Here is a 17,941-nt window from a genome sequence, read left to right on the forward strand (position 1 = left end):
ACGCAGCCCCCAGGGAAAACCTACGCCACCGGTCGGCTGCTCCATTCCATCGGTCGGTCCTTAGGGTGGGGGCATGCTCTCGGAACCACGCTCAGGACGGTTGGCCGCATGGGGAAATGCCCTTTTGGCCGGACTTATTTCGCCGGATGACGCGGTGCTCGCCATCGTTGGTGAGGACGCGGTGCACCGGGTCGAGGGGCTGCCGGGCGAGTCGGGGCCTGTCGGGCTCACGCTCGCCCTCGGCCGGCTGCGCGCGCTCGGGGTGACCGGGCTGCGGGTCGCGCTGCCCGCGCCGGGGCATCCGCTCGGGCTGAGTGGACCGCCGGACTTCAACGCGCGCGCCCTCGACGCCGAGGAGGCCGTCGTCTGCCATGGTGCCGCGCTCGGGCTCGTGCCGGAGGTGTACGAGGCCGGGCCCGACGGTGATGTGCACGTCGAGGTGGTGTGGCACTGCCTTGCCGTGCGGGAGGCGCCGCCCGCCGACGTGCCGTCGCTCGGGGAGGCCGAGCGGGAGCTGGCGGAGGCGCTGCGTGAGGCGACCGAGGTGTTGTCGCGGCTCGATGTCGCCGGGTCGGGGCCGGTCGCGGAGGCGGCGGTCGACGCGTACCGGGCGCGGGCCGAGCGGGGGCGTGAGGTGCTGGCTCCCGGGTATCCGCCGCGTGCGGTGCGGGTGTTGGAGCTTGCCCAGCGGGTGGGGTTGCTGGTCTCCGTGGCGTACGAGAACGGGCATGGCGGGGCGGTGAGTGCCTCGGAGATCGCGGCGCGGTCGCATGCGCTGCGGCCGGTGGAGCGGACGGCTCGGCGAGCTCAGGTGGCGGCTTACAACGCGTTTGTGGAGGAGCGGGAGCGGGGGGTTCGCTGAGAGCAAGAAGCCCCGCGAACCGTATATGAGCCCACAAACTGACCGGCCTCCCAGGGAGTCCCTGGGAGGCCGGTGGTCATGATGGTTCCGGTACGGGACTCAGCGGTTGATGCCGAGGTTGCCGAAGGCCGGGTTCAGAGCGCCGATGACGTTCACGCTGTTGCCGACCGCGTTCACGGGGACGTGAACCGGGGCCTGGATGACGTTGCCCGAGGCGACGCCCGGGGAGCCCTCGGCACTGCCGCCCGCCCATGAGCCGTCCGTCGCGGAGGCCATACCGGCACCGGCGGCAACCAGGCCACCGGCCACCATCGCGACAGCAGTGACCTTCTTCAGGTTCTTCACTTCTAAAACCCCTCCTAGCGATCACTGCGGCAATCGCCGCAGCACGCATGGGAGAACGGCTGAGATCCACGGAGGATGCGCCATCTGGGGGACATACACACGACGGTATGAATCTCATCCCGGAGCGGAACCCTCCGAATTGCCGCCCTCCCGAGCGCCCCCGACCGCGTCCGAGGAGTGCGCCGGAGTGCGAATCCGCTGGTGATCAGCCTGCCACTCCATGTCGTACGGCCCAGAGCGCGGCCTGGGTCCGGTCCGCCAGGTCGAGTTTCATCAGGATGTTCGAGACATGCGTCTTGACGGTCTTCTCGGAGAGGACGAGCGCGCGGGCGATCTCGCGGTTGGAGCGGCCGTCCGCGATCAGGGTGAGCACCTCACGCTCCCGCTCGGTGAGTGAACCGCCTCTCCCCTGGCCCGAGTTGGCCTCCTCCTGGGACAGCAGCGCGCCCGCGACCTCGGGCTGCAGCAGGATGTGTCCGGCGTGCACGGAGCGAATGGCGCCGGCGAGGGCGTCGGGGTCCACGTCCTTGTACACATATCCGGCGGCGCCCGCGCGCAGGGCGGGGACGACCGTGCGCTGCTCGGTGAAGCTGGTGACGATCAGCACGCGCGCGGGGTTGGCGAGTTCGCGGAGCTTGCGCAGCGCCTCGATACCGTCCATGCCCGGCATCTTGACGTCCATGAGGACGACGTCGGGCTTCAACTCCTCGGCGCGGGCGATCCCTTCGGCGCCGTCGGACGCCTCTCCCACGACCTCGATGTCGTCCTGTACTTCGAGGAAGGTGCGCAGACCCCGGCGGACCACTTGGTGGTCGTCGACGAGCAGCACCTTGATTGCGTCAGCCACCAGGGACCTCCATCTCGATCGTGGTGCCCTTTCCGGGCGCCGATTCCACGGTGAGTGTGCCGCCGACTCCGCTCGCCCGGTCGCGCATCGACACGAGCCCGAGGTGGCGGCCCGCGCTGCGTATCGCGGTGGGTTCGAAGCCGCTGCCGTCGTCGGTTATGCGCAGAACGGCGCCCGGCCCGCGCTTCTCCAGGGTGACGTCGACGCCGGCGGCCCCGGAGTGCCGCAGTGCGTTGTGCAGGGCCTCCTGGGCGACACGCAGCATGGCCTCCTCCTGGGCGGCGGGCAGCGCCCGCACTCCGCGGCTGGAGAAGGTGACGCGCGCGGAGTGGGCGCGGTCGAGGACCTGGATGTGGGTGCGCAGGGTGGCGACCAGGCCGTCCTCGTCAAGGGCGGTGGGGCGCAGTTCGACCACGGCGGCGCGCAGTTCGTCGGCGGCCTCCGCGGCGAGCGCGGCCACCTGCTGGAGTTCGCCCTTGGCGCGCGCCGGGTCGCGGTCGACGAGGGTGGCGGCTGCCTGTGCGGTGAGGCGCAGGGAGAACAGCTTCTGGCTGACCGCGTCGTGGAGTTCATGGGCGAGCCGGGAGCGCTCCTCGGCGATGGTGAGTTCGCGGCTACGCTCGTAGAGGCGGGCGTTGGTCAGGGCGATCGCGGCGTGCTGGGCGAGGATGGTGAGGAGTTCCTCGTCGTCCTCGGTGAAGCCGCACCCGCCGTCCGGCTTGGCGCTGTTCTTGTTCTTGTTCGCCAGGAACAGCGCGCCGATGACCTCGTCGCCGTCGCGGATGGGCAGGCCCAGGAAGTCGGACATGTCGGGGTGAGCCGAGGGCCAGCCCTCGAAGCGGGGGTCCGTGCGCACGTCGGCGAGGCGCTCGGGGCGGGCCTCGTGCAGCATCGCGGCGAGGATGCCGTGCTGGCGCGGGAGCGGGCCGATGGCCTTCCACTGCGCGTCGCTGACGCCGTCGACGACGAACTGGGCGAAGCCGCCGTGGTCGTCGGGCACGCCCAGCGCCGCGTACTGCGCGTCCAGCAGTTCGCGGGCCGAGGCGACGATCGTCTTGAGGACGTCGCGCACTTCGAGGTGCCTGCTCATGGCCAGTAGCGCGGAACTCACCGCGTACAGGCCCGACCGGGGTCCTTGACTCATGACCCCAAAGTACCGGCGGGGTGTGACAACGCGTATCAGACCTGTGATGGCCGTCGCCTAGGCCTGTCGGCCTAGGACGAAGGACCCCGGATCATTGCGGCCCGCGCACGAGGCGCCGGGGCGGCCGGGTTCCTACCTTGAAGACACCCGCCAGGTACGGCGGTCAAGGGACGAGGGGACGGTTGTCATGCCGGTAGCGATCATCACGGGGGCTTCGAAGGGGCTGGGGCGGGCGCTCGGTGCGGCTCTGGCGGAGCGCGGCTGGGATCTGGTGCTCGACGCCAGAACGGCCGGGGTGCTGGAGGAGACGGCGGTGGCACTGTCCGGGTACGGGACGCGCGTGGAGGCGCTGCCCGGGGACGTCACGGACGCCGGGCATCGCGCCGAGCTGGTGGCCGCCGCCCGGAAGCTCGGCGGCGTCGACCTGCTGGTGAACAACGCGAGCGCGCTGGGCGCCGAACCGCTGGTGCGCCTGGAGGACCTGACCCTGGACGGGCTCCGGCAGGCCCTGGAGGTCAATGTGGTCGCCGCGCTGGGCCTGATCCAGGAGGCGCTGCCGCTGCTGCGGGCCGCGGAGGCGGGCGCGGTCATCGACATCAGTTCGGACGCTGCGGCCGAGGCGTACGAGACGTGGGGCGGCTACGGCGCGTCGAAGGCGGCGCTGGACCACCTCTCCGCGGTCCTCGGCGAGGAGGAGCCCGGCCTGCGGGTCTGGGCCGTCGACCCCGGGGACATGGGCACGGACCTGTACGCGGCGGCCGTACCGGACGACGCCGATCCGCGGCCGACGCCGGACAGTGTGGTTCCGGCCTTTCTTCGCCTGCTCGACGAGCGGCCGGCCAGCGGTCGCTATGGGGCGCCGGCACTTCTGGAGGAGCGATGACGACCGCGGTGAGGGTTCCGGAGGAGTTGTCGGCGCGGGTGCCGGCCGAGCAGCGGGGGCCCGGGCTGGACCGGGATTCCGTACGGCTGCTCGTCTCGCGCGGTACGGAGGTGTCGCATCACGAGTTCGTGGAGCTGCCCCGGCAGCTGAAGGCGGGTGACCTGCTCGTCGTCAACACCTCCGCCACCCTGGCGGCCGCCCTGGACGGACGCGTCGGGCACGCGCGCGTGGTGGTGCATTTCTCCACGCTGGGCGATGACGGGCGGTGGGCGGTCGAGCTGCGGGATCCCGACGGCACGGGCACCACGCGTGCGCGTGCGGGCGGGCCCGCGGGGACGGAGGTGCGCCTGCCCGGGGACGTACGACTCGTCCTGGAGGAGCCGCTGACCTCGCGGAGCCCGCGGCTGTGGTGGGGGCGGGTGTCGGACGCGGACGTCCTGGGGCTGCTGCGGCGGCACGGGCGGCCCATTCGCTACTCCTATACAAAGAGGGACCAGCCGCTGTCCGTGTATCAGACGGTGTTCGCGCTGCCGTCCGCCGACGGCGCGGGCAGCGCGGAGATGCCGAGCGCGGCGCGCCCCTTCACCGCCCGCCTGGTGGCGGAACTGGTGAGCCGGGGTGTGCAGTTCGCGCCGATCACCCTGCACACCGGGGTCGCGTCGGCGGAGGCCCATGAGCCGCCCTATCCGGAGCGGTACGAGGTGTCGGAGGCGTCCGCGCGGCTGATCAACGCGGCGAAGGCCGGAGGCGGCCGGATCATCGCGGTCGGTACGACGGCTGTGCGCGCCGTCGAGTCCGCTACGGGCCCCGACGGGGTGGTCCGGGCGGCGAAGGGCTGGACCGACCTCGTGGTGACCCCTGAGCGCGGTGTACGGGTCATCGACGGGCTGCTGACCGGGCTGCACGAGCCGGAGGCCTCGCATCTGCTGATGCTGGAGGCGATCGCGGGCGGGGCGGCGATAGACCGCAGCTACGACGAGGCGCTGCGTGAGCTCTACCTCTGGCATGAGTTCGGGGACGTGCACCTCATCCTTCCGGACGAGAACCCTCACTCTGAGCATTGCTCCAGCAACTGTAGGTGAGACTGATACACGACCGATGTGAGCCCGCACATAGGGCGCAGATCACGTACGAAGGTGCATAGGAGATAAAGAGAGCCCGGGTGAGCGGGGCAGACGTGACAGTCTGCCCCGATTTGCCCTTTCCGGGTCCACTACCCGGCTTCGTAGGTCACACCTTTGCCACACGATTTTGCGGCCGCTAAGAATGGCCTCCGTCGCTCAACGCCGCGGGTTTCGCCCCGCGGCGTTTGTTCCGGAAACAGTCAGTCCCCTGCCGGACCGAGAGCGACCTCCGCGCTATTCGAAGAGGTCCATCAGTCATGTCCAAGAACATCAACACTCCTGGTCATAGTCCCAAGCTGACCAAGACCCACAAGCTTTCGATCGCCGGTGTCGCAGCCCTCGGTGCCGCCGCCCTCGCGTTCTCCGTGGTTCCGGGCAACTCCCAGACCACGACGACCGACGCCGCCTCCTCGGCGCAGGTCGCCTACAGCGAGCAGCCGATCAAGGACGTCAAGGCCAGCGTCACCGACCAGCTGGCCGGCGCCGCCCTGAAGGACCAGGCCATCGCGGCGAAGAAGGCCGCCGAAGCGGCCGCCAAGAAGAAGGCGGCTGACGAAGTCGCGAAGAAGAAGGCCGCCGCCGAGGCCGCCGCGAAGAAGAAGGCCGCCGCGGAGCGCGCGAAGGCGCAGGCCGCGAGCCGCTCCGCGCAGCGCGTCACGGTCCAGACCGTCGCCGTGAAGACGTACGCCAACAACCTCGACGGCTGGATCCACCAGTCCCTCGACATCATGGCGAAGAAGGGCATCCCGGGTACGTACAACGGTCTGTACCGCAACATCATGCGGGAGTCCACGGGCAACCCGAACGCCATCAACGGCTGGGACATCAACGCCCAGAACGGCACCCCGTCGATCGGTCTGCTCCAGGTCATCCAGCCGACGTTCAACGCGTACCACGTCTCCGGTACCTCGATGAACATCTACGACCCGGTCGCCAACATCACGGCCGCCGCCAACTACGCGGCCGACAAGTACGGCTCGATCGACAACGTCAACAGCGCGTACTGAGGGCTGAGCGCGGAGCTCCCACACAGACGCCGAAGGGCGGCACCCCACCTGGGGTGCCGCCCTTCAGTCATGTCCGGCGTGCGCGAGCGACTACTTGCGCATGACCTCGGGCTCGTGGCGGCGCAGCAGGCGCGCGACCGCGAAGCCGCAGATCACGCCGATGCCGATCAGCACACCCATGTCGACGAACCACTGGCTCAGCTCGTGGTCCCACAGCGGGTCCCCCGGCTTGCCGGGCTGCCAGGGCAGCAGGACGTTCAGCTGTGCCGTCGTACCCGCCGCGGCGACCGCCCAGCGCGAGGGCATCAGCCAGGCCAGCTGCTCGACGCCGACCTTGTCGTAGAGCTGGAAGAGGCAGCCGGTGAACACGACCTGGACGATCGCGAACATCACCAGCAGCGGCATCGTCTTCTCGGCCGTCTTCACCAGGGACGAGATGACCAGGCCGAACATCATCGAGGTGAAGCCCAGCGCCATGACCGGCAGGGTGAGTTCGAGGGCGGGCGCGCTCTTCAGCAGCAGGCCCTCGTCCGGCAGCTTCTCGGCGCCGAGCGAGAACAGGCCGATGGCGCCGATGATGCCGCCCTGAAGGATCGTGATCACGCCGAGCACGATGACCTTGGACATCAGGTAGGCCGAGCGGGACAGTCCGGTCGCCCGCTCCCGTTCGTAGATCACCCGTTCCTTGATCAGCTCACGCACCGAGTTGGCCGCGCCGGCGAAACAGGCACCCACCGCGAGGATCAGCAGGATCGTGCTGCCGTCCCGGTTCGAGAACGGCGGCTTGCCGTTCTGCGGGCCGAGCGCGAGGCCGAAGTCGGCGGGGATCAGCACGCTCACGACACCGAGGACGGCGGGCAGGATCACCATCAGGCCGAGGAAGCCCCGGTCGGACACGATCACTGACGTATAGCGGCTGATCAGAGTGAGCAGCTGCGAACCCCAGCCCTGCGGCTTGCGCGGCTTCATCGCCTGCTGCGACGGCACGTTCGCCGACTGCGGGGCCACCGCGTCGATGTCCGCGGCGTACATCTGGTAGTGCTGCGAGCCCTTCCAGCGGCCCGCCCAGTCGTAGTCGCGGTAGTTCTCGAAGGCGGAGAAGACGTCGGCCCAGGTCTCGTAGCCGAAGAAGTTCAGCGCCTCCTCCGGCGGACCGAAGTAGGCGACGGAGCCGCCGGGCGCCATCACGAGGAGCTTGTCGCAGATCGCCAGCTCGGCGACGGAGTGCGTGACGACGAGGACCGTACGGCCGTCGTCGGCGAGGCCGCGCAGCAGCTGCATGACGTCGCGGTCCATGCCCGGGTCGAGGCCGGAGGTCGGCTCGTCCAGGAAGATCAGCGACGGCTTGGTGAGCAGCTCCAGGGCCACGGAGACGCGCTTGCGCTGGCCACCGGAGAGGGAGGTGACCTTCTTCTCCTTGTGGATGTCCAGCTTCAGCTCGCGCAGCACCTCATCTATGCGGGCCTCGCGCTCCTCACCCGTGGTGTCCGCGGGGAAGCGCAGCTTGGCCGCGTACTTGAGGGCCTTCTTGACGGTCAGTTCCTTGTGCAGGATGTCGTCCTGCGGGACCAGACCGATGCGCTGACGCAGCTCGGCGAACTGCTTGTACAGGTTCCGGTTGTCGTAGAGGACGTCACCCTGGTTGGCGGGGCGGTAGCCCGTGAGCGCCTTCAGGAGCGTCGACTTGCCGGAGCCGGACGGGCCGATGACCGCGACGAGCGACTTCTCGGGTACGCCGAAGGAGACGTCCTTGAGGATCTGCTTGCCGCCGTCGACCGTGACCGTCAGATGGCGGGCCGAGAAGGAGACCTCACCGGTGTCGACGAACTCCTCGAGGCGGTCGCCGACGAGGCGGAACGTCGAGTGGCCGACGCCGACGATGTCGTTCGGGCCGAGCAGCGCGGAGCCGCCCTTGGCGATCGGCATACCGTTGACGTACGTGCCGTTGTGCGAGCCGAGGTCGCGGATCTCGAAGCGGCCGTCGGGCGTCGCGTGGAACTCGGCGTGGTGGCGCGAGACCTGGAGGTCGGAGACCACCAGCTCGTTCTCCAGCGCACGACCGATACGCATCACGCGGCCGAGCGAGAACTGGTGGAACGTGGTGGGGCTGCGGTCGCCGTAGACCGGCGGCGCCCCCGCGCCACCACCGGGTCCCTGCTGCTGCGGGATCTGCGCGGCCTGTTGCGGCTGCTGCCACCCCTGCTCCGGTGCCTGCTGCTGCGGCGTCGGCTGCTGAGCCCAGCCGGGGCTCGCGCCCTGGGCCGCGAACGGCTGCTGCTGGGGCTGCGCGACCGCGGCCGCGGCGCCGGACAGGTTCAGGCGCGGTCCGTCGGTCGCGTTGCCCAGATGCACAGCCGAGCCGGGGCCGATCTCCATCTGATGGATCCGCTGCCCCTGCACGAACGTGCCGTTGGTGCTGCCGTGGTCCTCGATGACCCAACTGCGGCCGCCCCAGCTGATCGTGGCGTGACGCCAGGACACCCTGGCGTCGTCGAGCACGATGTCGCCCTGCGGATCACGTCCGAGGGTGTATGGCCTGGACGCATCGAGCGTCCAGGTCCGTCCATTCAATTCCAGTACGAGTTCCGGCACTCCATGCCCCACTGAGTAGTCCCCCGAGTTACCCCCATCACAGGGAGTCTAGGGATGTCGAACATCGTCGGGAACTATTTCAGTAGGAGCCCCCTGACCGAAAGTCGGGCCTTGTGAAGGATGGGTACGGGCGGGTTGCCCGTTTCCGTTGACGGGGTTGAAACCGGCCCGGAGAGTGGTAATCCCACGCGAGGGGGACATCCGCGGTGGATCGCCGCGGCGCGGATCGGGGGGTCTGACGATGAGCATCGAGACCGCGGACCACGGCGGGAGTGTCAGGAGTGTGCCCTGGGGTGATGTGCTGCTGTCCGCGATCGCCTCGGTGAGCTGGGCGTTGATCGGGATGGCGGGCACGGCCGCGCTCGGCCTGCATCTGCTCGGGGCGGACACGGCGGGCTCGCTGGGGCCAATGACCGCGGCGGTGGTGGCACTTGGGGCCAATGGTGCGGTGAAGCCGTCCGGCGATGTTTCGGCCTTCGGCCTGAAAGGAGCGGAGGTGAGCACCGCGATCCAGATCACGCCACTGGGAGTGGGGCTGGTCGGCGCGTTGCTGATGTCGTGGTTCTTCTTACGGTCCTTGCGCGGGGCCGGAGTTGAGATCGCGGTGTCCGAACTCCTCGCGCGCGCAAGCGCGGTGGTGGTTCTCTTCGTGGCCACGCTCGGCGGGCTCGCCTGGGCCGGTCACGACATCATCACGATCGACGGGAGCAAGCTCGGGCTCGACAAGGTCGCGGGCGGCGGCGGGCTCGGTGACATCACGGACAAGCTTCCCGGTGGGCTGGGAGACCTCGGGGGGCTGCTGCCCGACAAGATCGGCGACCTCGTGAACGCGAAGGCCGCCGTGGGGTTCACCGTCGACACCGTGCCCACGCTGCTCGGCGGCGCGGCCTGGGCCGCCGGGATCCTGGTGATCGCCCTGCTGGCCTCCCGGCGTACGCCGCTGCCGCGCGGGTGGGAAGCCGTGCACCGGGTGGTACGGCCGGCCGCCTCCGCGCTCGTCACGGTGTTGCTGGTGGCGGTCCTGGCCGGGCTCGCGGCGGCGGCGTACGCGGCGATCGGAGACGCCCATCCCAAACGGATCGCGGGCGCGGCGCTGCTGGGGGCGCCGAACGGGGTGTGGCTCGGTGTCCCGATCGGTCTGTTCGTGCCCTGGGACGGCAAGGCCACGGGTGAGCTCGCCAAGCTGCTGCCCGACCCCATGGACAAGTTACTGAGCGTCAATTCCGACCAGCCCGTCACGCTGGGGCGGCTCGCCGAACTCGACGGGCGTGTGTGGCTGTTGGGGGTCGCGACCGCGGTCATGATGCTGTTCGCGGGCGTGCTGGCCGCCGCGCGTACGCCATTTGTACGGGGGGCGGGTGCGGGTCTGGTGGGAGCGCCGGGTGCCCCAGATGTACGGGGTGGGGGTGCCCTCGGCTTCGCAGGGCGCTGCGCTCTTCGGCTCGGGGTCGTGACGGCGCTGGCACTGCCTCTGCTGGCGTGGTTGACGGAGGTGTCCGCGGACGCCTCGCTGTCGGTGCTCGGGTTCGACGCGTTCGGGGCGGGGATCAAGCTGCATGGGCATCTGGGGGTGGCGTTGCTGCTGGGCGCGCTGTGGGGGGCCGGGGCGGGGGGCGGGGGCGCGCTGCTGGCGTACGCGAGTGGGGCCGCGGGGCGGCGGGCGGTGCCGCTGGCACTGGCACTGGCACTGGGTGACTCGGGTGGGGTGGCTCCTGGCGCCGAGTATCCGGTGGCTGCCGGGGAGGCTGGGCCTTACAGCCCTCACGGCTCGTACCGGCCGCCCAACCCCGACACCAATCCGTATCTGCGGCTGCCCGATGAGCTGCGGGAGCCGCAGCGTGGGCGACCGCCGGGGGCATCGCGGCCGCCTCGCGATGTGTACGGCGCGCCGACGGTGGCTGGGCCGATTGGGCCACCGACGCCACCTCCACCTCCACCTCCACCGGACGAGGGGCCTCCGCCTCCGCCGCGGGGGCCTCGGGGCCGATGAGTGGGTGGGGCGGGGCCGCGCCGGTACGTCCAGCCCGTCGCCGGTGGGCATTGCTGCCAGCTTCCACAGCATGAACTTGCCCATAACCACGTAAGCGACGGGCTGGACGTACCGGCACGGCCCCTTTGGTGCGTCGCCGGCTGCGGGTGCGCCGTTGTACCGGGTGGGGGTGGGTGGGGCCCTGTGCGTCGCCGGGTGCGGGGTCGTGTTTTTAGGGGCGCGGGGAACTGCGCGACCAGCCCCCACCGGCCCGCAGACGTCTGCAAGGGGCGCGGGGAACGGCGCAATCTTTTAGGGGGGTCTGGGGGCGCAGCCCCCAGGGATGGGACGGGTAGGGGCGGCGGGGGCGAGGAGGGTGTTGCCCTGTGGTCATGCTTGGGCCACTTTGGTGACGTCCAGTGTTCCCTGTCCGCTAGGCGGACCGCGTGGGCGGAAGGCACTGGGTGCCGGATACGGTGGGAGCACCATGAGCGCTACGCAGACCTCTGACGTCCCCACCCTCCTCGTCAAGATCTTCGGCAAGGACCGGCCCGGCATCACGGCCGGACTCTTCGACACCCTCGCCGCCTACTCCGTCGACGTGGTCGACATCGAGCAGGTCGTCACCCGTGGCCGGATGGTGCTGTGCGCGCTCGTGACCGAGCCGCCCGCCGGGCTCGAGGGTGATCTGCGGGCCACTGTCCACAGCTGGGCGGAGTCGATGAAGATGCAGGCCGAGATCATCTCCGGCCTCGGCGACAACCGGCCGCGCGGCGTCGGGCGTTCGCTCGTCACCGTGCTCGGGCATCCGCTCACCGCGGAGTCGACGGCCGCGATCGCCGCGCGGATCACGAAGTCCGGCGGCAACATCGACCGTATCTTCCGGCTCGCCAAGTACCCGGTGACGGCCGTCGAGTTCGCCGTGTCCGGTACGGAGACCGAGACGCTGCGCACCGCGCTCGTGACCGAGGCCGCGGCACTCGGTGTCGACATCGCGGTGGTGGCGGCGGGGCTGCATCGGCGGGCCCAGCGTCTCGTGGTGATGGATGTGGACTCGACGCTCATCCAGGACGAGGTGATCGAGCTCTTCGCCGCGCACGCCGGGTGCGAGGCCGAGGTCGCCGAGGTGACGGCGGCCGCGATGCGCGGGGAGCTGGACTTCGAGCAGTCGCTGCACGCGCGCGTGGCGCTCCTCGAGGGGCTGGACGCGTCGGTGGTGAACAAGGTGCGGGAGGAAGTGCGGCTTACGCCGGGGGCGCGCACGCTGATTCGTACGCTGAAGCGGCTCGGCTTCCAAGTCGGTGTCGTCTCGGGTGGGTTCACTCAGGTCACCGATGACCTCAAGGAACGGCTCGGGCTCGACTTCGCTCAGGCCAATACGCTGGAGATCGTCGACGGGAAGCTGACCGGCCGGGTCACTGGGGAGATCGTGGACCGCGCGGGCAAGGCGCGGCTGCTGCGCCGGTTCGCCGCCGAGGCGGGGGTGCCGCTCGCCCAGACCGTGGCGATCGGCGACGGTGCCAATGACCTCGACATGCTCAACGCGGCGGGTCTCGGTGTCGCGTTCAACGCCAAGCCGGTGGTGCGGGAGGCCGCGCATACGGCGGTGAACTTCCCGTTCCTGGACACCGTGCTTTATCTGCTGGGCGTCACGCGTGAAGAGGTCGAGGCGGCGGACATGCACCTGGACGACCACTGAGCTCGCGTTCATGGACGGGGCCCGGCACCATCTCGGTGCCGGGCCCCGTCCCTGTAGAGGTGGGTTACTCGGTCGGCGCCCAGTAGTCGACCAGGGTGGCCACTCCGGGCTCCAGGGATTTCCAGGAGCCCTCGAAGGAGAGCACCGCGAAGGCGGCGGCGGGGAAATCGCGGCTGTTCATCCGAGTGCGGGTGTCGCCCTCGGCCTGGCCCGCCAGGATCTCCGCGAGGCCGTGCACGCCCGGGTTGTGGCCGATCAGCACCACGTTCTGCGCGTCGTCGGGGGTTTCGTTGAGCACGGCGATCAGCTCGCCGGGCGAGGCCTCGTAGAGCCGCTCCTCATAGACCGTTTTCGGCCGGTGCGCGAGCTCGTGGACAGCGAGCTTCCAGGTCTCGCGGGTCCGGGCCGCGGTGGAGCAGAGGGCCAGATCGAAGGGGATGCCGGTGTCGGCCAGCCTGCGTGCGGCGACGGCGGCGTCCTTGCGGCCCCGGTCGGCGAGCGGCCGCTCGTGATCGGGCACCTGTGGCCAGTCGGCTTTCGCATGCCGGAAGAGGACAATCCTGCGGGGTTCTGCGACGCTCATGCGTCCCAGCTTCGCATGAAACACGCCATCGGGCGCAGGGAGTTGACGTGCTCCCCCGGGAGGGGTGACGGGGGTTCCACCTCGGGTACCAGCCGGTTTACGGCGCCTGGTGCAGCACCGTGTGCTGGACGTGCTCGAAGACCTGGGTGATCGCGGCTCCGCCGCCCGCGGCGTGCGCGTCCACCGGATTGAGTATCAGGAGCAGCAGGGTGACGAAGGCGAGCGTGGGCAGGGCGAGGGCCCACCAGGGCAGCCGGATGTCGACGCGGCCCGAGGTCGCCGGGTGGGGCCGGGTGTGCGTACGGGCCGACATGCCGCCTCCGTGGGGCTTCGAGTGCTCCGTGGTCCGCGTCCTCGCGGCCACATCTCGAAGTTACGGAATCCGGGGCCCTCAACCCATCCGGCGATCCACCCACTTGACCCTGACACTCGCCCCCTAGGGGATGGGGGGTTAGCCCCACCACCAGGCGGTGACGAGCGGAGCCACGTTCACGGCGGAGCCAGGGTCACGGCGAAGCGATGGTCGCGATGATGGCGATGATCACGGTGATGGCGAAGAACGTGCCGAAGACGAGCAGCATCTTCTTCTGGCCGTTCGGGGGGTTCGGTTCGAGCACTGGCATACGGCCAGTCTCGCACCCTTCGTCCGTCTCCTCAGGAGGGGGGTGGGCGCGTCAGGGGTGAGGCCGGCGCGCCGCCTCGTCCTCCACCGTGCGGTTGCGGCCCGCCAGGATGCCCACCGCGATCTGCGGGACCATCAGCCCTGCCATGAGGGCGAGCGGCAGGCCCCAGCCGCCGCTGTGCTGGTAGAGGACGCCCACCAGCAGCGGGCCCGGGATCGAGAGCAGATAGCCGGCGCTCTGGGCGAACGCCGAGAGCTTGGCGACGCCCGCGCCGGTCCTGGCCCGCATGCCGACCATGGTGAGGGCCAGCGGGAAGGCGCAGTTGGAGACACCGAGCAGCAGGGCCCAGGCCCAGGCGCCGCCCGCGGGGGCGAAGTAGAGGCCGGCGTATCCGGCGAGTCCGCAGGCGCCGAGTGCGACCACGATCGGCCCCTGGTGGGGCAGCCGGGTGGCCAGGCGCGGGATGACGAAGGCCAGCGGCACACCCATCACCATCGTGACGGCGAGGAGCAGTCCCGCGGTGCCGGCCGAGACGCCCGCGTCGCGGAAGATCTGCGCCATCCAGCCCATCGTGATGTACGCGGCGGTGGCCTGGAGTCCGAAGAAGACGGCGAGTGCCCAGGCGGTACGGCTGCGGGTGATGCGGAACTCGTCGGGCTCGTGCCGGGCGGGCGTACGGGTCCCGGCGTCGGTACGCCGGGCGGTGGCGCCGCTCGCGGATTCGGCGCCCCGCGCGCGTACGAGCGCGATCCACGGCACTATGGCCGCCGCCGCGAGCCCCGCCCACACCGCGAGCCCGGACTGCCAGCTGCCGCCCAGGCCGTCGGTCATGGGCACGGTCACCGCGGCCGCGGTCGAGGTGCCGAGCGCGAGGGCCATCGAGTACAGGCCGGTCATGGAACCGACCCGGTCCGGGAACCAGCGCTTGACGATCACCGGCATCAGGACGTTGCTGACGGCGATGCCCATGAGGGCGAGCGCGCTGGCGGCAAGGAAACCGGCCGTGTTCCCGGCGTACGGCCGGATCGCCAGGCCCGCCGTGATGGCGACCATGCCCGCGCAGACGACCGCGCCGGGTCCGAAGCGGCGGGCGAGCCGCGGTGCCATGACGCCGAAGACGGCGAAGCAGAGCGGCGGTACGGAGGTGAGCAGTCCGGCGACGCTGCCGCTCATGCCGAGCCCGCCGCGCACCTCTTCGAGGAGGGCGCCGAGGCTGGTGATCGCGGGGCGCAGGTTGAGGGCGGTGAGGACGATGCCGACGATCACAAGACGCGTCGTCCACGCGCGCGTGGCGGGTGTCTCGTTCTCGGACTCCGTGCCCGCGGAGGTGCGTATCGGCGTGGACGTCATCGTCCCGGTCTTCTCGCCAGTCATGACGCCCATCATAGAATCATGGGATGATTGGCTGTCCAATCCCGTTGCGTTAATCTCCGGAATCTCTGGCCCCGCGCGACCGACCACCCCGGGCCCGTATGAAGGACCGCCATGCCGCTGAGCCACCCCCGCCGTTCGGCGCTGTCCGAGCAGGTCATCGCCGAGCTGCGGAACCAGATCACCTCGGGCGAGTGGCCGGTGGGCTCCCGCATCCCCACCGAGCCGGAGCTGGTCGGGCAACTCGGCGTCGCCCGCAACACGGTCCGCGAGGCGGTGCGTGCGCTGGCCCACAACGGCCTGCTCGACATCCGCCAGGGCTCCGGCACCTATGTCGTGGCGACCAGTGAGCTGGCGGGTGTGATGCACCGCCGCTTCGCGGACGCCGACCCGCGGCACATCGCCGAGCTGCGCTCCACGCTGGAGTCGAGCGCCGCCGAGCTGGCCGCCGAGCGCCGCACCGAGCGCGATCTCAAGCAGCTGGACGCGCTCCTCGTACGCCGTGAGGAGGCGTGGGAGTCGGGCGACGCGGAGGCCTTCGTGACCGCCGACGCGACCTTTCATCTGGCGGTGGTGGCCGCGTCCCACAACGACGTCATGACGGCGATGTACGCGGATCTGGGCGAGGTGCTGCGCGACTGGCTGCGCGAGGACGTCGGCGAGAAGCTGACGCCGGAGACGTACATGGACCACGCCCGGCTCGTCGATGCGATCCGCTCGGGCGACGCGGAGGCGGCCGCCACGGAGGCCGCGGGCTATCCGTTCCTGTGCCGTCCGGGACGGCTCGGCCCGAAGGACCCGGACGGCACCTCTGGCTGATCAGCTGATCCAGTGCGTCACTTCTGGTGGCTGAGCCCGGACGTCACTTCTGGTGGCTGACCCAGACCGAGCGGATCTCCTTCCAGCATCGTCCGGTGAGCCGCACCGTCATGGCGGGTTCCGCGTCGACCGGCGGGCCGTCGCTGTCGATGTCCCACCAGCGGTCGCACTCGACGTGCAGGCTGACGCGGTCGGTCTCCGGGTACGGGTTGTGGCAGTACGCGACCACGTGGGAGCCGGTGACGGTGGTGCGGCACTCGGCTCCGAAAAGCTGCGGAACAGCGGGGTTTTCGGCCTCCACGCGCGCGTGCGGCGTGGCGTCGTACGGCAGGGCCATCACGAGAGCGACGGCGGCCAGCACCGGGGCGAAGCGGGGGAACAGGCGCACAAGGGAGACCTCCTCGGCCGTGCTGGGGAGGGAACGCGTACGGAACGCGTAATTCAGAGTGCGCAGTTACCCACCTCCTCCGCCCGGCCGGTGGGCCCAATGGGTGACGCCCCGCTCCCCGCACACTGCGGGAAACGGGGCGTCATCGACGTACGAGAACCGGAGGGCCCGCGTACGTAAACGCTCGCGTAAGCGTTTACGCGCCGATCGCGTGCAGACCGCCGTCCACGTGGATGATCTCGCCCGTGGTCTTCGGGAACCAGTCGCTCAGCAGGGCGACGACACCGCGGCCGGCCGGCTCCGGGTCCTTGAGGTCCCACTCCAGGGGTGCGCGGGAGTCCCACACGGCGGCGAGCTCGCCGAAGCCCGGGATGGACTTGGCGGCCATGGAGCCGATGGGGCCGGCGGAGATGAGGTTGCAGCGGATGTTCTGCTTGCCCAGGTCGCGGGCCATGTAGCGGCTGGTGGCCTCCAGGGCGGCCTTGGCCGGGCCCATCCAGTCGTACTGCGGCCAGGCGTACTGGGCGTCGAAGGTGAGGCCGACGACCGAGCCGCCGTTCTGCATCAGCGGCAGGCAGGCCATGGTGAGGGACTTCAGGGAGTACGCCGACACGTGCATGGCGGTGGCGACGGACTCGAACGGGGTGTTGAGGAAGTTGCCGCCGAGGGCGTCCTGCGGGGCGAAGCCGATGGAGTGCACGACGCCGTCGAGGCCGCCGAGCTCCTCGGCGACGAGGTCGGCCAGGCGCCCGAGGTGCTCCTCATTGGTCACGTCGAGCTCAAGGACCTTGGTGGGCTTGGGGAGCTTCTTGGCGATGCGCTCGGTCAGCGTGGGCCGCGGGAACGCGGTCAGGATGATCTCGGCGCCCTGCTCCTGGGCCAGCTTGGCGGTGTGGAAGGCGATGGAGGACTCCATCAGCACACCGGTGATCAGGACGCGCTTGCCCTCGAGAATTCCGCTCATGGTGATCAGTGACCCATTCCCAGTCCGCCGTCAACGGGGATGACGGCTCCAGTGATGTACGAGGCGTCGTCCGAGGCGAGGAACCGCACCGTCGCGGCGATCTCCTCCGGCTGCGCGTACCGGCCCAGCGGCACCTGCGACACGATGTTCGCACGCTGCTCGTCGGTGAGCGCCTGGGTCATGTCCGTGTCGACGAAGCCGGGCGCGACGACGTTGAAGGTGATGTTGCGCGAGCCGAGCTCCCGGGCGAGCGAGCGCGCGAAGCCGACCAGGCCGGCCTTGGAGGCGGCGTAGTTCGCCTGCCCCGCCGAGCCGAGCAGCCCGACGACCGACGAGATGAGGACGACGCGGCCCTTCTTGGCGCGCAGCATGCCGCGGTTGGCGCGCTTGACGACGCGGAAGGCGCCGGTGAGGTTGGTGTCGATGACCGAGGTGAAGTCCTCCTCGGACATACGCATCAGGAGCTGGTCCTTGGTGACGCCGGCGTTGGCGACGAGGACCTCGACGGGGCCGTGCTCGGCCTCGATCTCCTTGTAGGCCTGCTCCACCTGCTCGGTGTCGGTGATGTCGCACTTGACGGCCAGGAAGCCGGCCGGCGGCTCACCGGAGCGGTATGTGATGGCGACCTTGTCGCCGGCGTCGGCGAACGCGCGGGCGATGGCGAGGCCGATGCCCCGGTTGCCTCCGGTGACGAGAACCGAGCGGCTCAACGGATCACCCT

The 17,941-nt window shown here is 70.3% G+C and carries 18 protein-coding genes; 7 read left to right on the top strand and 11 right to left on the bottom strand.

Going from position 1 to position 17,941, the window contains the following annotated elements; translation table 11 throughout:
- Nucleotides 1-73: 73 nt before the first annotated feature.
- On the top strand, nt 74-862 hold the full coding sequence (locus tag OG975_RS10745) for a hypothetical protein (protein WP_330303572.1): 789 nt from the start codon (nt 74-76) through the stop codon (nt 860-862).
- 99 nt (nt 863-961) lie between these two features.
- Here the strand turns inward: OG975_RS10745 and OG975_RS10750 are convergent, their stop codons facing one another.
- From OG975_RS10750 to OG975_RS10760, 3 genes are all read right to left on the bottom strand, one after another.
- Entirely contained in the window at nt 962-1,207 is a 246-nt protein-coding gene (locus OG975_RS10750) for a chaplin (protein ID WP_406328903.1), read from the bottom strand.
- Nucleotides 1,208-1,412: 205 nt separating this feature from the next.
- Nucleotides 1,413-2,054: a response regulator transcription factor gene (locus tag OG975_RS10755; RefSeq protein ID WP_330303574.1), complete on the bottom strand. Its 642-nt coding sequence runs from the start codon at nt 2,052-2,054 to the stop codon at nt 1,413-1,415.
- Complete coding sequence (locus tag OG975_RS10760; protein WP_406328904.1) at nt 2,047-3,198, bottom strand: GAF domain-containing sensor histidine kinase; 1,152 nt, start codon at nt 3,196-3,198, stop codon at nt 2,047-2,049. Before OG975_RS10760 ends, OG975_RS10755 begins: the two co-directional genes overlap by 8 nt.
- A gap of 187 nt (nt 3,199-3,385) precedes the next feature.
- On the opposite strand from OG975_RS10760, the gene OG975_RS10765 reads away from it, so the two are divergent.
- The 3 genes from OG975_RS10765 (at nt 3,386) to OG975_RS10775 (ending at nt 6,212) form a co-directional block, all read left to right on the top strand.
- Nucleotides 3,386-4,081 carry an SDR family NAD(P)-dependent oxidoreductase gene (locus OG975_RS10765; RefSeq protein ID WP_406328905.1) on the top strand — a complete coding sequence of 232 codons (696 nt, stop codon included), beginning with the start codon at nt 3,386-3,388 and terminating at the stop codon, nt 4,079-4,081.
- On the top strand, nt 4,078-5,163 hold the full coding sequence (locus OG975_RS10770; protein WP_406328906.1) for an S-adenosylmethionine:tRNA ribosyltransferase-isomerase: 1,086 nt from the start codon (nt 4,078-4,080) through the stop codon (nt 5,161-5,163). The genes OG975_RS10765 and OG975_RS10770 overlap by 4 nt, the downstream gene beginning before the upstream one ends.
- 299 nt (nt 5,164-5,462) lie before the next feature.
- On the top strand, nt 5,463-6,212 hold the full coding sequence (locus OG975_RS10775; RefSeq protein ID WP_406328907.1) for a transglycosylase SLT domain-containing protein: 750 nt from the start codon (nt 5,463-5,465) through the stop codon (nt 6,210-6,212).
- Nucleotides 6,213-6,302: 90 nt separating this feature from the next.
- Here the strand turns inward: OG975_RS10775 and OG975_RS10780 are convergent, their stop codons facing one another.
- A complete protein-coding gene (locus OG975_RS10780; protein WP_406328908.1) occupies nt 6,303-8,804 on the bottom strand; it encodes an FHA domain-containing protein in 2,502 nt (833 codons plus the stop codon).
- A gap of 241 nt (nt 8,805-9,045) precedes the next feature.
- On the opposite strand from OG975_RS10780, the gene OG975_RS10785 reads away from it, so the two are divergent.
- Both OG975_RS10785 and serB read left to right on the top strand, forming a co-directional pair.
- Nucleotides 9,046-10,794 (top strand): streptophobe family protein, encoded by a 1,749-nt coding sequence (locus OG975_RS10785; RefSeq protein WP_406328909.1) that lies wholly within the window; start codon nt 9,046-9,048, stop codon nt 10,792-10,794.
- A 466-nt stretch (nt 10,795-11,260) separates the two neighbouring features.
- The gene (gene serB, locus OG975_RS10790) at nt 11,261-12,472 is read left to right on the top strand and encodes a phosphoserine phosphatase SerB (protein ID WP_406328910.1); all 1,212 of its coding nucleotides are present in this window, start codon (nt 11,261-11,263) and stop codon (nt 12,470-12,472) included.
- 64 nt (nt 12,473-12,536) lie between these two features.
- Here the strand turns inward: serB and OG975_RS10795 are convergent, their stop codons facing one another.
- The 4 genes from OG975_RS10795 to OG975_RS10810 all read right to left on the bottom strand — a co-directional run bounded on the left by OG975_RS10795 (nt 12,537) and on the right by OG975_RS10810 (nt 15,064).
- Nucleotides 12,537-13,055 (bottom strand): SixA phosphatase family protein, encoded by a 519-nt coding sequence (locus tag OG975_RS10795; protein ID WP_406328911.1) that lies wholly within the window; start codon nt 13,053-13,055, stop codon nt 12,537-12,539.
- A gap of 97 nt (nt 13,056-13,152) precedes the next feature.
- Nucleotides 13,153-13,368, bottom strand: coding sequence for a hypothetical protein (locus tag OG975_RS10800; RefSeq protein ID WP_327427687.1), 216 nt, complete (start codon nt 13,366-13,368; stop codon nt 13,153-13,155).
- A 193-nt stretch (nt 13,369-13,561) separates the two neighbouring features.
- Nucleotides 13,562-13,678 (bottom strand): SGM_5486 family transporter-associated protein, encoded by a 117-nt coding sequence (locus OG975_RS10805; RefSeq protein ID WP_330303584.1) that lies wholly within the window; start codon nt 13,676-13,678, stop codon nt 13,562-13,564.
- A 51-nt stretch (nt 13,679-13,729) separates the two neighbouring features.
- On the bottom strand, nt 13,730-15,064 hold the full coding sequence (locus tag OG975_RS10810; RefSeq protein WP_406328912.1) for a CynX/NimT family MFS transporter: 1,335 nt from the start codon (nt 15,062-15,064) through the stop codon (nt 13,730-13,732).
- A 99-nt stretch (nt 15,065-15,163) separates the two neighbouring features.
- On the opposite strand from OG975_RS10810, the gene OG975_RS10815 reads away from it, so the two are divergent.
- Entirely contained in the window at nt 15,164-15,868 is a 705-nt protein-coding gene (locus OG975_RS10815; protein ID WP_406328913.1) for a FadR/GntR family transcriptional regulator, read from the top strand.
- Nucleotides 15,869-15,911: 43 nt separating this feature from the next.
- Here the strand turns inward: OG975_RS10815 and OG975_RS10820 are convergent, their stop codons facing one another.
- From OG975_RS10820 to fabG, 3 genes are all read right to left on the bottom strand, one after another.
- Nucleotides 15,912-16,205: a hypothetical protein gene (locus tag OG975_RS10820; protein WP_406336234.1), complete on the bottom strand. Its 294-nt coding sequence runs from the start codon at nt 16,203-16,205 to the stop codon at nt 15,912-15,914.
- Between the two features lie 247 nt (nt 16,206-16,452).
- On the bottom strand, nt 16,453-17,220 hold the full coding sequence (gene fabI / locus OG975_RS10825; RefSeq protein ID WP_406328914.1) for an enoyl-ACP reductase FabI: 768 nt from the start codon (nt 17,218-17,220) through the stop codon (nt 16,453-16,455).
- Between the two features lie 5 nt (nt 17,221-17,225).
- Nucleotides 17,226-17,930, bottom strand: coding sequence for a 3-oxoacyl-[acyl-carrier-protein] reductase (gene fabG, locus OG975_RS10830; protein ID WP_327427692.1), 705 nt, complete (start codon nt 17,928-17,930; stop codon nt 17,226-17,228).
- Nucleotides 17,931-17,941: the final 11 nt, after the last annotated feature.

This window comes from Streptomyces sp. NBC_00203 (assembly GCF_045206325.1).
GTDB lineage: Bacteria > Actinomycetota > Actinomycetes > Streptomycetales > Streptomycetaceae > Streptomyces > Streptomyces lutosisoli.

Excerpts from the sequence above, each read along its gene's own strand:
- OG975_RS10745 (WP_330303572.1), top strand. The coding sequence starts at position 74 with ATGCTCTCGGAACCACGCTCAGGACGGTTGGCCGCATGGGGAAATGCC.
- OG975_RS10760 (WP_406328904.1), bottom strand. The coding sequence starts at position 3,198 with ATGAGTCAAGGACCCCGGTCGGGCCTGTACGCGGTGAGTTCCGCGCTA.
- OG975_RS10765 (WP_406328905.1), top strand. The coding sequence starts at position 3,386 with ATGCCGGTAGCGATCATCACGGGGGCTTCGAAGGGGCTGGGGCGGGCG.
- OG975_RS10770 (WP_406328906.1), top strand. The coding sequence starts at position 4,078 with ATGACGACCGCGGTGAGGGTTCCGGAGGAGTTGTCGGCGCGGGTGCCG.
- OG975_RS10775 (WP_406328907.1), top strand. The coding sequence starts at position 5,463 with ATGTCCAAGAACATCAACACTCCTGGTCATAGTCCCAAGCTGACCAAG.
- OG975_RS10785 (WP_406328909.1), top strand. The coding sequence starts at position 9,046 with ATGAGCATCGAGACCGCGGACCACGGCGGGAGTGTCAGGAGTGTGCCC.
- serB (WP_406328910.1), top strand. The coding sequence starts at position 11,261 with ATGAGCGCTACGCAGACCTCTGACGTCCCCACCCTCCTCGTCAAGATC.
- OG975_RS10795 (WP_406328911.1), bottom strand. The coding sequence starts at position 13,055 with ATGAGCGTCGCAGAACCCCGCAGGATTGTCCTCTTCCGGCATGCGAAA.
- OG975_RS10800 (WP_327427687.1), bottom strand. The coding sequence starts at position 13,368 with ATGTCGGCCCGTACGCACACCCGGCCCCACCCGGCGACCTCGGGCCGC.
- OG975_RS10805 (WP_330303584.1), bottom strand. The coding sequence starts at position 13,678 with ATGCCAGTGCTCGAACCGAACCCCCCGAACGGCCAGAAGAAGATGCTG.
- OG975_RS10810 (WP_406328912.1), bottom strand. The coding sequence starts at position 15,064 with ATGATGGGCGTCATGACTGGCGAGAAGACCGGGACGATGACGTCCACG.
- OG975_RS10815 (WP_406328913.1), top strand. The coding sequence starts at position 15,164 with ATGCCGCTGAGCCACCCCCGCCGTTCGGCGCTGTCCGAGCAGGTCATC.
- OG975_RS10820 (WP_406336234.1), bottom strand. The coding sequence starts at position 16,205 with ATGGCCCTGCCGTACGACGCCACGCCGCACGCGCGCGTGGAGGCCGAA.
- fabI (WP_406328914.1), bottom strand. The coding sequence starts at position 17,220 with ATGAGCGGAATTCTCGAGGGCAAGCGCGTCCTGATCACCGGTGTGCTG.